Consider the following 14,695-nt stretch of genomic DNA (forward strand, 5'->3'; position numbering starts at 1 on the left):
CCTGGCTTTGAAGTAGGGCAAGCTGCGAATAGGAATATGATCACCCAATTCTAAACACCTAGGCCGCTTTGCCGACCCCACCTATTTCTTGATGAAGGACATAGGCTGGACCCCCAATCCAGGCCAAAAGCAATACCCAAGCGTCAACGCACCCGTCGGATTTGTCACCGATTTTGCCAGCATTCCGCGCGCTTTCTGGTCCTTGCTCCCACCGGATGGCCTGTATACCTATCCGGCGATCGTGCATGACTATCTTTACTGGGAGCAACCTGTTTCACGAGAACAAGCAGATATGATTTTCAAATTTGCCATGCAAGACTTCCAGATAGACAAATTGAGCATCGCCGCCATCCACGCCGGGGTAAGGCTCGGTGGCGGCAAGGCCTGGAACAGCAATGCCGCGCTGAAAAAAAAGGGCGAACGACGGATTCTGAAAAACTTTCCTTCCGATCCAACGATGACCTGGGCAAAATGGAAAAACAACCCAATGGCGTTCTAGTCCAGCGGACCAGACCGGCCAGCGTAACGTGCGCAGGCGTGGCGATGGTATCATCGTCGCCACATTTGTTGGAATGTAGTAAGTAGATAAAATAGATGAGCACAATGCATATGTCAGACAGTAAACCGAGAGCAGCACTACTGCGCGGCCTGCGCCTGCTGGCGTGGCCCTTGCTGGCCCTGGTCAGCGCCGCCTGCACCAGCACCACGCGCCATCCTGCCAGCGAACCCACGCCAGTCGTCCTGCGCTTTACCTATGACGATGGCAAGCCGATGCGGCATGACGATTACCTGGCCAATGCGCGCCAGCAAACGTATATCAAGCACTGCAGCAAGATAGGCAGCACCACTGTCTGCGACATCGGCTCGGATGCACTGTTCACGGGCGGCGACGCCCCGCTGGACGCCAACGGCGAAGTGCGCGTCACCCTGCACTCGACCGGTCCAATCGGCAACAATCCGACCAGTCTTTGCATCAAGGGCAAAGGCTACGTCTTTGATTCCGGCGACTGGAAACGCGGTCCCTTCAGCCCCGGCCAGGTAATCGAGATCCGCTACAGGATACGCGAAGTGGACATGGCGTGCCCCTGGTCGTCGGGCACGCCGCCGTGGTGGGACAAAGGCTAGCCCCTACGCTGGGGCTGGATTTACTGCAACTCGAACTCCGCAGGAGTCAAGCCCAGCTCGCGCGCGATCTTGCTGGCCACGCGCTGCTCGTTGGCGTCGAAATTACCGTCTGACGAAGCGACCGCGATGATCATGCGAACCAGCAGGCGCGACGCCTCCACATTCGACTTCATCTTGCCCAGCGCCTGATACGCCTTGGCTTCGCCGATATCCTTGTCGAATTCCAGCTGCCCGACATATTCCTGGAAAGCCTTGATCACGTCCGTGGTGGTAAACACCGACAGCGCATCATTGCTTTCAATAAATTTCACCATCTTCTGCTTCTCTTCCGCGCTGACACTGCCGTCGGCCATGGCGATCAGGGCCGAGCCTGCCATCGCGGCGTTCAGAAAATCCTTGTTCTTGTACTTCAGGGCTTCCGTTTTCAGTTCGCTGGCTTTGGTCTTCAGTTTGGACAGAAAGGAATCGAAACTCATGGTGTACCTCCGGGTTGGTGTAGGTGCGGCAGCGCTGCGCTGCCACTCCCACCCAAATGAGGGCACATGCCTGAAATGCAAGCATGGACCTGCCCTGGCACCGGTGTTACTCGGCCTCCTTGCCGGGCAGGCGCTTGCCCCGCAGGTCGAAATTCATCAGCGTGTGCGCCACGCCCGGGGTCTGGGTCGACGAGTACCAGTTCGGCAACGATTTAAAGGTCAGCACCATATCGAAGTCGCCCGCGATGCTGCCGGCATCCATCGGCACGTCGCCTTTGCGGTTCTGAAACCATTTCATCCATAACGCCGAACCGGGCGCCGGCGAGAGCGTGAAATCGACGCCGTTTTGCGGTGCGGGCCGCTGGATGGAGCCGGAGTTGAGTATCGGCAACAGGAACGATGGCATGGAATGGCTGGCCACGTTCCATTGCGCGGAACTGTGGCAGCTCATGCAGGACGAGCTTTGGGCGTTGCGCGCGTATTTGAGGGTGGGTTTCTTCCCTTCCGGATAGGCGATATTATTCATCGCGCCATCGTTGGGGCCGGAAAGGCGTCCGCCCCAGCCCAGGGTGGCGCTGCCGTAGGCGGGTGCCTTCGGGTTCATCCAGTTTTCCTGCAGCACCGGCTTGAGTATGGCGGGATCGCTGGCCTGCGGATCGTTACCCCATTGCGCGCCCAGTACCACCATCTTGTCCCAGATGTCGCCGCCCTTTGCCGCGCGCGCATCGTACACCAGAGTGGTAAACACCCAGCCCGTCTTCGGCGCGGACACGCTGTCCTTGACGATGATGTCGAACTGCATCAGATACGTATTGGTCAACGCCGGCGCCGTGGGTGGCTTGGGGAGCGTTGCATTGACGCTCACATACGCGGGCCAGGACACGGTGCCCTGCATGACCGGCCAGAGCGTCGGCCCCGCCGTGATGAACGCGGCCTTGATGATCACCGATCCTTCGGCAAATTGCGTCGATTGCGCCGTCAGATTCGGCTCCTGCGCCGTCGCCCCCCACACCTTGTTGAGCGTCACAGCGGCGGTCTTGTCGTAATACGTCAGCACATAGGTGGTGATCGGGCGTTTCAGGCCGCTGGCCTTGAACAAGTCGGCATCGAGCTCGCCCGAGCCCACATACATGCCGCGCAGGGGCTCACGCATGGTCGAACGTTTTTGCGCCACCGAGGTCGCGCCCATCCACGGTTCGTTGTACCAGCCGCGCTCCCCGGCGTTCCAGTTCTTGTAGTCGAGCAACATGACGCGCATGTCCGCCCCGATCGATGCCTTCAACGCCTCGGCATAGGCGCCGGCATTCGCCGTCGTGATCTGGCCATTGCTGATGGCCGCGCGCCATGGCATCGCCGGGATGGCCTGGCCAGCCGGGTAGGCATGGCTCAAGGCAAACACGGGGCCGCTATAGCCGGCGGGCGGAGGCAGCTGCGAATTGGCGAAGGGATCGATGGCTTGCGCGGCGGCATTGGCACACATGCCAGCGCACAATATCAACATTGCAATTTTTTGCATGACTTTCTCCAGTTGAGGGACGACGACAAAATCGATAGCCGGGCCACCATGCGCCCTAGACAGGCGCGCTGCGCACAAAACCGTTGACCTGCGAGAGAAAGGCCACCGTGGTAAAGGGCCGCCCCTCGGAGCCAATAAACAAGTGACCGTGCTCGGCGACGAATGCCTGAAATACCGGCCCGTTCACATGCCGCAGGAACGCGGCGTCGTTGCGATAGATTTCAAAAAACAGCAGGGACTGGGGACTGCCCGGCGGCAGCGACTGCAGGCGGGAAGGCGCCGCGCGCGGGCGGTGCACGAGATAAGCCAGCGTATCGGGTTCCTGCGACAGCACGGCTTGCACCAGCACGGCCAGCGCCTGCTCCACCTGCGCCTCGCAGCCGGGCAAAATGAACCACTCGGAAGTCAGATGCAGGGCATCATCGGGATATGGCGTCATCATCAATTCTCCTCATGCAAGCGCTGCTTGCGAAAGTCGGTTAAGAATCTTGCTGCTACCAGCAGTGCCGCCGCCCTCGCCTTGCGGGCAGGATCAGACGATGCCTATGAAGAATTGTTGAATTTACAAAAGATGCGATGCCTGATTCTGCACCGTTTGATATTGCTAAATATTCACCAATATTCACAAATTCAAAATATTTATTTTTGATATTATTTCCTCCATTCAGTCAGGGAATCCAGCACTCACTGAAGAGCGCGGCAAGACGCCGCTGCGTGTCCATCCACAACCATGGACTGAAAAAGCCGATGACCATCATGCTTATCTTATTTGCAGTTGAAAAATATGTAACTTCATGGCAGCATGGAATGACATTTTCTTTACTGCAAGGTTGTGATGGACAAGCAATTGCTGTTGATTTGCGCACTGACGTTCATCATCCACATCATCGGCACCCTTGCCTACTCCGTGCGCATCGCCGGCATCCGCACGCGGCGCATCGCCGTCTCGCTGGCCCTGTTCAGCATTCTGATGCTGCTATCGCGCACGTCGAACTCTTTCCTGGGGCCATTCCTGGCCAAGCGCGTGGAAACGGGCATCGACCAGCACGTTGCCGCCGGCACGCTATTGCTGGACTTCCGCTGGCTGCTGTTCTCCGCCAGCCTGGCGACGATACTGGGCGCCATCCTGATCCCCACCTTCCAGCGCGCCTTCTGCCGCGCCGTCGAGCACTTCCAGGTGCACAGGTCGGTGCCGAAACTGCTGCTGCACGCCGTCTTCAAGGGCGGCCTGTCCTACCTCAAGACCTCCGCCAGCCTGCCCAGGCCCGCCAACGTCACGGGCCTGCGCCAACAATCGGGCGTCTCCGTCTCCATGACGGCCATTAACGTCATCGCCACTGCCCTGTGGACGGTGGGCGCATCGTTGTCCACCTTACACCGCGGCGCTGTACGCGGGCGTGCTCGATCCGAGCGTGCGCGTGACCTCCAGCACGCTTTCATCGATCATCAACGGCGGCGCCACCATCATGATGGCCGTCTTCATCGACCCGCACATGTCGGGCATGACGGATGACGTTATCGAAGGAAAGATCGAAGAATCGCAGTTCCGGCGCGCGGTGGTGTGGCTGGTGGGGAGCAGATTGGCGGGAACGCTGATTGCGCAGTTTTTATTGGTGCCATCGGCGGTGGTGATTGTGGGGGTGGCGGAGGGACTATAAGCCTATGAAATAATTCAAAATATATTTTAAATAAAATGAAGAAAATAGAAGCAAAAAAACATCTTAATAATCCAACTACCAAATAAAAATATAAATCAAACAAAGGTACGTCATGAAAATTAATATAAAAAATTGCAACAATATAGATGAAGCAAATATATCCGTAGAAATTGGAAGGCTAAATATAAAATACGGCGCAAACGGAACAGGAAAAAGCACTATTGCAAAAGCCATTGAATTAACATCAAAAAAACCTATCGATCTAAGTTCTTTAACGCAATTCAAATTCAGAAGCCTCCCAGAAGAAGAAAGAAAAATCCCATCAATTGAAGGAATCGAGGCCTTTAAATCAATTTCAGTCTTCAATGAAGATTATGTTAGCCAATTTGTATTTAAGCAAGATGAAGTTTTAAAAAACAGTTTTGACATATTTATAAAAAATCAAAACTACAAAGATAAGATGTTGGAAATACAAAATATAGTTTCCGAAATAAAAGAAACTTACGAAAATGATTCCAACATTGATGATGCAATTAAAGATCTATCCGATTTAGAGGACAGTTTTGGGAAGTCACAAACAGGATACTCAAAGGCAGGTCGGATCGGCAAAGGCGTTGGCGGCGGCAATAAGATAGAAAATATTCCTGCAGCAGTCGAACATTACAAGAATTACATAAAGAGTGAGTGCAATGTAAAATGGATAAAATGGCAAATAGAAGGCAATGAATTCTTAGAAATATCCACAGAATGTCCTTACTGCGTCGCACCAACAGATAAAAAGAAAGACAGCATTCTTGCAATTAGCAAAGAATATGATGCAAAATCAATTGAACACCTTGTAGCCCTTCAAGGAATTATTTCAAGACTCGGAAAATACCTTAGCGAGGAAACCATTCGTCTATTGACCCCAATAATTAATAACAAAGATGGTTTAACAAAAGAAGAAATTGGCTACCTTACAGGACTGAAAAATCAAGTAACAATCCTAAAGGAAAAATTGAGAGATATAAAATCCATCTCATTCTTCTCTCTAAGGGATTCAGGAAAAGTACAAGAACATCTAGAAAATTTAAAAATAAATATAGAGTTGCTTCCATTATTAAATTCGGAAGAGTCGAGAAAAATCATTGCAGAGGTCAATGCCTCATTAAATATTGTCACTATCAAAGCAGGAAAACTGCAAGGCGAAGTAAATAAGCAAAAGAATGGAATTGAGACAGCAATATTAAAATACAAATCAGAGATAAATTCATTCTTGCGATATGCTGGGTATAAATATGTTGTTGAAATACAAGCAGAAAATGAAGAATACAAAATGAAACTTCGACACGTTGATTTTTCTGAAAATATTCAAAATGGAAATCTTCATTTAAGTTACGGAGAAAGAAACGCATTTTCAATTGTGCTTTTTATGTATGAATGCCTAACGAGAAACCCAGACCTAATCATTCTTGACGATCCAATTTCATCGTTTGATAAGAGTAAAAAATTTGCAATTCTAGAAATGCTATTCAGAGGAAAGGATAGCTTTCGAGGAAAAACGACGATCATGCTTACCCATGATATTGAACCAATAATTGATATGGTAAAAAGCTTAAGCCACACTTTTCAGCCAAGCCCATTAGCTTGTTTTCTAAAAACAAAAAAAGGCATTATCGAAGAATTAATTGTCGAGAAAAAAGATGTGACAAGTTTCGGTCAAATATGTGACGAAAATATGGCACTTTTAGACAGCGATATCATTAAAATAATCTACTTAAGGCGACAGCAAGAGATACTCAACGATAAAGGGATTCAGTACCAACTACTATCAAATTTATTGCATAAAAGGCAGGTTCCCATGCTTAAAGAAGATGGCACAGAAAGGATTATGAGTGAACAAGAAATCGATTGTGCGACAATCAAAATTCGAGAAAAAATTATCTCATTTGACTACGAAAAAATACTTGCTGAAATAATAAATAATGACAAAATGACGTTCGCATACAAGAATGCGCGCAACAGTTATGAAAAATTACAAATTTTCAGAATAATAAATAATGAAAATCACGAAAATGATGTGGTCAAAAAATACATAAATGAATCATTCCACATAGAGAATGACTACATCATGCAGTTAAATCCACATAAATATGATTTCATTCCAGAGCATATTATCTCTGAATGCGACCTGTCATTTAAATAAATTTCGCCCATAAAAAAGCCGCTATCTCCCGACAGCGGCTTTCTCATTCCTACCCCAGCAGCAGCGCCTTGAACTCCAGCGCTGCCCTGCAAGTGAACTAATTACCCCACAAACTTCCGTGCATTCCTGAACATGCGCATCCATGGCGAATCCTCGCCCCATGCTTCAGGGTGGTAGGACTGTTGGACTGACCGGAACACGCGCTCCGCGTGCGGCATCAGCACGGTGAAGCGGCCGTCTGGCGTGGTCACGGAGGTGATGCCTTCCGGCGAGCCGTTCGGGTTGTACGGGTACGCTTCGGTGGCGGCGCCCTTGTTGTCGACAAAGCGCATGGCTTTGCTGACCTGGGTGATGTCGCCTGTTTGCGAGAAGTCGGCGTAGCCTTCGCCGTGGGCGATGGCGATACCGGCTTGCGTGCCGGCCATGCCGTTGAAGAAGATCGATGGGGAATCCATCACTTCGACCATGGCAAAGCGGCCTTCGAATTTCTCCGACTTGTTGCGCGTGAATTTGGGCCAGGCGTGGGCGCCGGGGATGATAGATTTGAGGTTGCTCATCATCTGGCAGCCGTTGCAGATGCCCAAACCAAAACTGTCCGTGCGGTTGAAGAAGCGCGCGAACTGTTCCGCCAGGCTGGCGTTGAACAAAATCGTTTTTGCCCAGCCTTCGCCCGCGCCCAGCACGTCGCCGTACGAGAAGCCGCCCACGGCGATGACGCCCTGGAAGTCGTCCAGTTTGACGCGGCCCGCAATCAGGTCGCTCATGTGCACGTCGACAGCGGTAAAGCCTGCCTGGTGCATCACGTAGGCCGTCTCGATGTGCGAGTTGACGCCCTGCTCGCGCAGGATGGCGACGCGCGGACGCACGCCAGTGGCGATGAATGGCGCGGCAATGTTGTCGTTCTGGTCAAACGTGACGATCGGCGACATGCCCGGATCTTGCACGTCCAGCAGGCGGTCGTATTCGGCGTCGGCGCAAGCCGGATTGTCGCGCAGGCGGGCGATGCGCCAGCTCGTTTCGCTCCACAGGCGGTGCAAGTCGGCGCGCGGCTGGGTGTAAATGAGCTTGGCGTCGCGCGTGAATTCGATGACGTCGCGGTCGTTCAATTTGCCGATGATATGGCTGCAGGCGCCCAGGTTGAAGGTCCGCAGCACGTCCATGACGAGCGATTTTTCTTCCGCGCGTACCTGGATCACGGCGCCCAGCTCTTCGCTGAACAAGGCGCGCAGCGTCAGTTCGTTGCGGCGTTCCGCTACTTGGCCCGTCCAGTTCTTGGCGTCGCCCCAGTCGCTGGAATGCTCGCCTTCCATCGTCAGCATGTCCAGGTTGACGGACATGCCCGTATGGCCGGCGAAGGCCATTTCCGTCAGGGTGGCGTACAGGCCGCCGTCCGAACGGTCATGGTAGGCCAGCAGCTTGTCGTCGCTATTGAGCTTTTGGATGGCGGCGAAGAAGCCTTTCAGGTCTTCCGCACTGTCCACGTCCGGCGTCTCGTTGCCCAACTGCCCCATGACTTGCGCCAGGGCGGAGGCGCCCAAACGGTTTTTGCCGCGACCCAGGTCGATCAGGATCAACGACGTGTCGCCCTTGTCCGTTTTCAGCTGCGGCGTGAGCGACTTGCGCACATCCGTCACTGGCGCGAACGAGGAGACGATCAGCGACACGGGCGACGTGACCGATTTCGCCGCGCCCGTGCTGTCGTCTTTCCACGTCGTGCGCATCGACAGCGAATCCTTGCCGACAGGGATGCTGATGCCCAGCGCCGGGCACAGGTCCATGCCGACGGCTTTGACCGTGTCGTACAGCGCTGCGTCCTGGCCAGGCTGGCCGCAGGCGGCCATCCAGTTGGCGGACAGTTTGATGTCGGAGATGTCGGCAATCGCTGCGGCGGCGATGTTGGTGACGGCTTCGCCCACGGCCATGCGGCCCGAGGCGGCGGCGTCGATGACGGCCAGCGGCGTGCGTTCGCCCATGGCCATCGCTTCACCCAGATAGCCTTCAAAGCTCATGGTGGTGACGGCGCAATCGGCCACCGGCACTTGCCATGGTCCCACCATCTGGTCGCGCACGGTCATACCGCCCACGCTGCGGTCGCCGATGGTGATGAGGAAGGATTTGTCGGCCACGGTCGGCAGCAGCAGCACTTTTTGCGCCACATCCTTCAAGTCCATGCCCGTCAGATCGATGGCCGGGAAATCGTTGGTCACGTGGACCACGTCGCGCTGCATCTTCGGCGGCTTGCCCAGCAAGACGTCCATCGGCATGTCGACCGGTTCGTTGCCCAGTTCCGGGTCGATCAGTTTCAGTTGACGCTCTTCGGTGGCCACGCCCACGGCGGCGAACAGACAGCGTTCGCGTTCGCACATGGCTTTGAACAGGGGCAGGCTTTCCGGCGCGATGGCGAGAACGTAGCGTTCCTGCGATTCATTGCTCCAGATTTCCTTCGGCGCCATGCCCGATTCTTCCAGCGGGATCTTGCGCAGGTCGAAAATCGCGCCGCGCTTGGCGTCGTTGGTGATTTCCGGGAAAGCGTTCGACAAGCCACCCGCACCCACGTCGTGGATCGAGATGATCGGATTATCCAGCCCCATTTGCCAGCAGGCGTTGATGACTTCCTGGGCGCGGCGTTCCATTTCCGGATTGCCGCGCTGGACGGAGTCGAAGTCCAGGTCGGCCGTGTTGCTGCCGGTGGTCATCGACGAGGCGGCGCTGCCGCCCATGCCGATGCGCATGCCCGGGCCACCCAGTTGCACCAGCAGGCTGCCGACGGGGATGTCGTTCTTGTGCGTGTGCTGCGCCGAGATATTGCCGATGCCGCCCGCGATCATGATCGGCTTGTGGTAGCCGAATACGGCGTCTTTGTCCACGCCGACGTTCTGCTCATACGTGCGGAAGTAGCCGCCCAACACTGGCCGGCCGAATTCGTTCGAGAACGCGGCGCCGCCCAGCGGGCCTTCGATCATGATTTGCAGCGGCGAAGCGATGCGCTCAGGCTTGCCATACTGGTCGGCGTCAGCGCGCTTGTCCAATGGCGCCGTCACGGAAGCAGCCGTTTCCCAGCTGCGCACGGCATCCGGCAGCGACAGATTCGATACCGTAAAACCGGTCAAACCGGCCTTTGGCTTGGCGCCGCGGCCCGTCGCGCCTTCGTCGCGGATCTCGCCGCCCGCGCCCGTCGAGGCGCCAGGGAATGGGGAGATTGCCGTCGGGTGATTATGCGTTTCCACCTTCATCAGGGTGTGCGTCAATTCCGTGGAAGCCGCGTATTCGTGGTTGTCACCGCGCGGGTAGAAACGGGAAACCGTCGCGCCTTCCATGATGGACGAGTTGTCGCTGTAGGCGACGACGGTGCCCTTCGGCTGCAGTTCGTGCGTATTCTTGATCATGCCGAACAGCGACTTGGGCTGCGCCACGCCGTCGATGGTCCAGTCGGCGTTGAAGATCTTGTGGCGGCAATGCTCGCTGTTCGCCTGCGCGAACATCATCAGTTCCACGTCCGTCGGGTTGCGGCCGGCCTTGGTGAAGGCGGCGTCCAGGTAGTCGATTTCGTCGTCCGACATCGCCAGGCCCAGTTCCGTGTTCGCCGTTTCCAGCGCGCGCTTGCCCTGTCCCAGCAAGTCGATCGATTCGAGCGGACGCGCTTCCAGCGTGCGGAACAAGTCCTTGGCGTCGTCGGCGCTGCGCAGCACGGATTCCGTCATGCGGTCGTGCAGCAGGTCGGCCACGGCCTGTACCTGCTCGTCCGTCAATTTGCCGGCGCCAATGGCGCTGCCCAGGATGCCCGATTTCAGGTTGATGCGGAACGCGATGCCGCGTTCGACGCGCTTGATGTGCGCCATGCCGCAGTTGTGCGCGATGTCGGTGGCTTTCGAGGCCCACGGCGAAATCGTGCCGAAACGGGGGATGACGAAGAATGCTTCGGCAGCGCCTTCCGTATTGTCAGCCTGGGCCGGCTCGCCGTACGTCAGCAAGGCGCCAAGGCGCGTGCTGTCGTCGTCGGTGAGAGGCGCGCTGGCATCGATGAAATGGACATAGCGTGCTTGTACGGCAACAATCGCAGGCGAAACGGCTTGCAGTTGGCTTAACAGACGGTGGCTACGGAAATGGGACAGGGCATTGGAACCCGGCAGTATCAACATGATTGGAAGGTGGTTGATGCAGCGTGGCTGCGGGTTAAAGGTAGGTATGACAATATCTTTCGTACGGCAAATTTCCTTTGCGCGCATTATACCCGTTTTGCCCCTGCCTTATGACCGGAACTTGCGGTTTTGCCCCCCTTTTGCCCCGCTTTTGCCCCGCAAAGCGGCAGTTTTTGACACAGCAGCAACACCCTCATGCGATCATCCGGCGATCACGTAGCGGTTCTTGCCCTGGCGCTTGGCCAGGTACAGCGCCTCGTCGGCCAGCCGGTAGCTGTGGTCCAGCGCCTTGCCCCGGTCCAGCTCGGCCACGCCCACGCTGATCGAGACGAACTGTGTGGCATGGAAAGCCTGGCTGACGGCCTCGACCAGGGCGCCGGCAAAGGCGACCGTGTCTTCGCGGCTGCCCGCATACACGATGCCGAACTCCTCGCCGCCCAGGCGCCCGCACAGATGGCCTTGTGTCTTGTCGGCGATGATGGCGGCCGTGCGTACCAGCACCTCGTCGCCCGCATCGTGGCCGTGCCGGTCGTTGATGATCTTGAAATCGTCGATGTCGATCATCAGGAAATGCAGCATGCCGCCATGGGCCGCGCCATGCATCTGCAGCGCGCGCTGCGTGAACATGCGGCGGTTGTTCAAGCCCGTCAGGCTGTCCTGGAAAGCGAGCCGCGTCAATTCCACCTTGGCGTGATAGTTACGCAAACGCAATAAACTGAAGCTGACATTCAGCGCCAGGCCGAACAGCACGCTGACGGCGATCATCAACGCCACCCAGGACTGGTCGGGCAAGCCCGCATTCACGGGATACAGGCCGTGGCCCACGTTCCACCACACGCCGGCCACCACGGCCAGGTAGCTGAGGCCGCCATTGAAGATGGAGGCGATGGCCAGGGTCATGAAGACGCCCACGGGCAAGACCCAGAAGCTGGCGTGATTAACGGCGTCGGCCATGGTGCGCAGGCCGAAAGTCAGGGCCAGCACGGCGCAGGCGCCGGAAATGGTCAGCACGGGCAAGGTGGTGCAGCGGTAGCGCGCCACCAGGCTGACCAGCATGCCCAGCAGCGCCAGCACGGCGTGCAGCAGGTTCGGATGATAGGGGTCGGGCATCATCAGCCAGGTCATGCTGTAGGCGACGATGCCCAGCAATTGCGTGACCAGGCCGACCCGGTGCAATTCCGCAAAATAGGTATGCTGCTGTTCGCTGTTGCCGCCAAACGCGAGGGGAACGGCAACGCGCCGCAGGGTAGACAGATCAGGAACGCGCATGACGGGTATCGACACCAGAAAGAGATAAAGCGCCCGTTAAAGCCTTGCGCATGCCTAGCCGCAACATGGCGCGGCATGCAACAAGTGTTGCATTTTTAAAATACTATCATGCTAGTTAATAAATGGACGAAAAAACAGGCACCGGCACTGCTGCGATGAGCCCCCGCGTCATGAAATACAACGCCGGACGGCGCCGGGCGTCCCTGCCCTCACACGGTACGCCCGATTGCATGCATTTTGCTGGCAGTGTCGGCCGGCTTTGCAGTATGCTGATAAAAAGTAATACTGCCAGGCAGATACCTATAAGAAGAGTTCCCGCCAATGACCGAACAGATGAACGAGAGCTGAACAATGCCAGAAACTAGCGACTTATCTGTCCTGATCGTCGACCCGAATCCCAGCATGCGGGGCAATCTGCACAATATGCTGAACCAGGCGGCCATCACCAAGGTGGAATATGCCGTCAATTCCGGCACGGCCATCCGCTTGCTGATGAAGAAACCGTTCGACATTATCTTGTGCGAATACGATCTTGGTAGTGGCACGGACGGCCAGGATGGCCAGCAATTGCTGGAAGACTTGCGCCATCACAAGCTGATCGGCCTGTGGACGATCTTCATCATGCTGACCTCCGAAGCCATCCACAGCAAGGTGATCAGCGCGGCCGAACTGACCCCGTCCGACTACATATTAAAACCGTTTACCGTCGATGTGCTGAGCGGACGCATCGCGCGCGCCATCGAACGGCGCGCCATTTTCCTGCCCACCTATCAGCTGATCGACAAGGGCGACTTGCGCGAAGCCGTGAAAAGCTGCCGCGCGGCGGAACTGCAGCACCCGCGCCTGGCGGCCGATTTCACCCGCCTGCGCGCCGAGCTGCACATCGCCCTCGATGAATGGAAGGAAGCGGAACAGCTGTACGCCGACATGCTGGCCACGCGGCCCATGGCCTGGGCCCATCTGGGCCTGGCGCGCACCCTGTTCGAACAGCAGCGCCATGAAGATGCGCAGGAGGCGCTGCTGGAACTGGTGGAAACCTATCCCCGCTTCATGGCCGCCTACGACTTGCTGGCGCAAAACCATGAAGCCATGGGCCAGCAGATACAGGCGAAGAAAGTCCTCGAAGACGCGGTGGCCATCTCGCCGCACATGGTGCGCCGCCTCCGCCACCTGGGCGGCATCGCCTACGACACGGGCGATATCGGCGCGGCCGAACGGGCCTACAAGCAGGTGGTGAGCAAAGCGAAGTACTCGGAATTCCGCGACCCGGAAGACCACGTCAACCTGGTCAGGGCGCTGGTCAAGAAAGGTGATGCGCCGCAAGCGAGCGGCGTGCTGCGCGACATGGAGCGCTCCCTGCGGGGCAGCGCCAACGTGGAAGCCTGCCGTGCCATCTCGGCCGCCATGCTGCATGAGCTGTCGGGCAACGACATCGCCGCCGCCACCGAACTGCAACTGGCCGCCGCCGCCCTCGACACGGCGCGCGGCCTGTCGACGCAGCTGAAGGTAGGCCTGGTGCAAAGCTGCCTGAAAAACAACCTGGAGCAGGCCGCCTCCGACGTCATGATGAAACTCGTCAACGAAGCCGACAGCGACGTGACGATGGAAGCGGCAGTCGACGTGTTTGAAAAAGCGGGCCGCCATGACCTTGCGCAAGGCATGGGCCAGCAGATCACGCACCAGGTGCAGGAATTGATGCAGGATGCGGCCAGCAAGTCGGAAAGCGGCGAGCTCAAGGGCGCCGTCTTCGTGCTGCGCCAGGCCCTGCGCAAGACGCCGGGCAACCTGCCCGTGCTGTTCGCCTCCGTCGACGCCATCTTGCGCCAGCTCAATATGCTGGGCTGGGAAGCCCCGCTGGCCGAACAGGCGCAGCACCAGATGCAGGTGATCCGCAAGATCGACCCCAGGCATCCGCAGCTGGAGTCGCTCAAGCAGCAATATGAGGCGACGCAGCACAAATACGGTATTGCGACCTGACCTGAGGGATGCTGCAAACCTGCCGCGCAGCCCATTTCCGATCATTCACGTAAGGCAATCACGTAGGTCGGATTAGCGGGGCCGCCGAGGCGGAGCGTAATCCGACACCATTGTTGGCTCCGTAGTGTCGGATTACGCGGCGTGCCGCCGCTAATCCGACCTTGCATTATTCCCCTCATGCCGTTCGTGGTATTGCGAACGGCATCGACCGCTGTCAAAATCTTGGTAGGCATATCAAGACCGGGTAACTGGATGCCGTATCCGCCCTTAGGCCCCGAGCCAGCTCCGTAGATCTCGCACCAGTTACCCATCCTCCATGTCAAGATCGGACAGTATCTACCGGAAATGAA

9 protein-coding genes and 1 pseudogene are annotated in these 14,695 nt (G+C 56.6%); 5 read left to right on the forward strand and 5 right to left on the reverse strand.

Translation table 11 applies throughout. The features are described from left to right. Positions 1–91: 91 nt before the first annotated feature. Both KY494_RS03285 and KY494_RS03290 read left to right on the forward strand, forming a co-directional pair. Positions 92–499: a DUF1353 domain-containing protein gene (locus KY494_RS03285; protein ID WP_219889896.1), complete on the forward strand. Its 408-nt coding sequence runs from the start codon at positions 92–94 to the stop codon at positions 497–499. 110 nt (positions 500–609) lie between these two features. Beyond that, positions 610–1,125 carry a hypothetical protein gene (locus KY494_RS03290; RefSeq protein ID WP_219889897.1) on the forward strand — a complete coding sequence of 172 codons (516 nt, stop codon included), beginning with the start codon at positions 610–612 and terminating at the stop codon, positions 1,123–1,125. A gap of 20 nt (positions 1,126–1,145) precedes the next feature. Here the strand turns inward: KY494_RS03290 and KY494_RS03295 are convergent, their stop codons facing one another. From KY494_RS03295 to KY494_RS03305, 3 genes are all read right to left on the reverse strand, one after another. Continuing rightward, entirely contained in the window at positions 1,146–1,601 is a 456-nt protein-coding gene (locus tag KY494_RS03295; protein ID WP_099664126.1) for a tellurite resistance TerB family protein, read from the reverse strand. Positions 1,602–1,707: 106 nt separating this feature from the next. After that, on the reverse strand, positions 1,708–3,117 hold the full coding sequence (locus tag KY494_RS03300; protein ID WP_219889898.1) for a hypothetical protein: 1,410 nt from the start codon (positions 3,115–3,117) through the stop codon (positions 1,708–1,710). Between the two features lie 55 nt (positions 3,118–3,172). Then, entirely contained in the window at positions 3,173–3,559 is a 387-nt protein-coding gene (locus KY494_RS03305) for a putative quinol monooxygenase (RefSeq protein WP_219889899.1), read from the reverse strand. A 393-nt stretch (positions 3,560–3,952) separates the two neighbouring features. Here KY494_RS03305 and KY494_RS03310 point away from each other — a divergent pair. Beyond that, positions 3,953–4,775, forward strand: a pseudogene (locus KY494_RS03310) (lipid II flippase Amj family protein). A gap of 112 nt (positions 4,776–4,887) precedes the next feature. Beyond that, a complete protein-coding gene (locus tag KY494_RS03315) occupies positions 4,888–6,960 on the forward strand; it encodes an AAA family ATPase (RefSeq protein ID WP_258194631.1) in 2,073 nt (690 codons plus the stop codon). Positions 6,961–7,061: 101 nt separating this feature from the next. Here the strand turns inward: KY494_RS03315 and purL are convergent, their stop codons facing one another. Both purL and KY494_RS03325 read right to left on the reverse strand, forming a co-directional pair. Beyond that, positions 7,062–11,099 (reverse strand): phosphoribosylformylglycinamidine synthase, encoded by a 4,038-nt coding sequence (gene purL, locus KY494_RS03320; RefSeq protein ID WP_219889900.1) that lies wholly within the window; start codon positions 11,097–11,099, stop codon positions 7,062–7,064. Positions 11,100–11,300: 201 nt separating this feature from the next. After that, positions 11,301–12,368, reverse strand: coding sequence for a diguanylate cyclase (locus KY494_RS03325; RefSeq protein WP_219889901.1), 1,068 nt, complete (start codon positions 12,366–12,368; stop codon positions 11,301–11,303). 351 nt (positions 12,369–12,719) lie between these two features. On the opposite strand from KY494_RS03325, the gene KY494_RS03330 reads away from it, so the two are divergent. After that, complete coding sequence (locus KY494_RS03330; RefSeq protein ID WP_219889902.1) at positions 12,720–14,345, forward strand: tetratricopeptide repeat-containing response regulator; 1,626 nt, start codon at positions 12,720–12,722, stop codon at positions 14,343–14,345. Positions 14,346–14,695 lie beyond the last annotated feature (350 nt).

It is taken from the genome of Janthinobacterium sp. PAMC25594 (assembly GCF_019443505.1).
Lineage (GTDB): Bacteria > Pseudomonadota > Gammaproteobacteria > Burkholderiales > Burkholderiaceae_D > Janthinobacterium.

Bases quoted from the DNA above. Each gene is read 5' to 3' on its own strand.
- KY494_RS03285 (WP_219889896.1), top strand. From the start codon at position 92: ATGAAGGACATAGGCTGGACCCCCAATCCAGGCCAAAAGCAATACCCA.
- KY494_RS03290 (WP_219889897.1), top strand. From the start codon at position 610: ATGTCAGACAGTAAACCGAGAGCAGCACTACTGCGCGGCCTGCGCCTG.
- KY494_RS03295 (WP_099664126.1), bottom strand. From the start codon at position 1,601: ATGAGTTTCGATTCCTTTCTGTCCAAACTGAAGACCAAAGCCAGCGAA.
- KY494_RS03300 (WP_219889898.1), bottom strand. From the start codon at position 3,117: ATGCAAAAAATTGCAATGTTGATATTGTGCGCTGGCATGTGTGCCAAT.
- KY494_RS03305 (WP_219889899.1), bottom strand. From the start codon at position 3,559: ATGATGACGCCATATCCCGATGATGCCCTGCATCTGACTTCCGAGTGG.
- KY494_RS03315 (WP_258194631.1), top strand. From the start codon at position 4,888: ATGAAAATTAATATAAAAAATTGCAACAATATAGATGAAGCAAATATA.
- purL (WP_219889900.1), bottom strand. From the start codon at position 11,099: ATGTTGATACTGCCGGGTTCCAATGCCCTGTCCCATTTCCGTAGCCAC.
- KY494_RS03325 (WP_219889901.1), bottom strand. From the start codon at position 12,368: ATGCGCGTTCCTGATCTGTCTACCCTGCGGCGCGTTGCCGTTCCCCTC.
- KY494_RS03330 (WP_219889902.1), top strand. From the start codon at position 12,720: ATGCCAGAAACTAGCGACTTATCTGTCCTGATCGTCGACCCGAATCCC.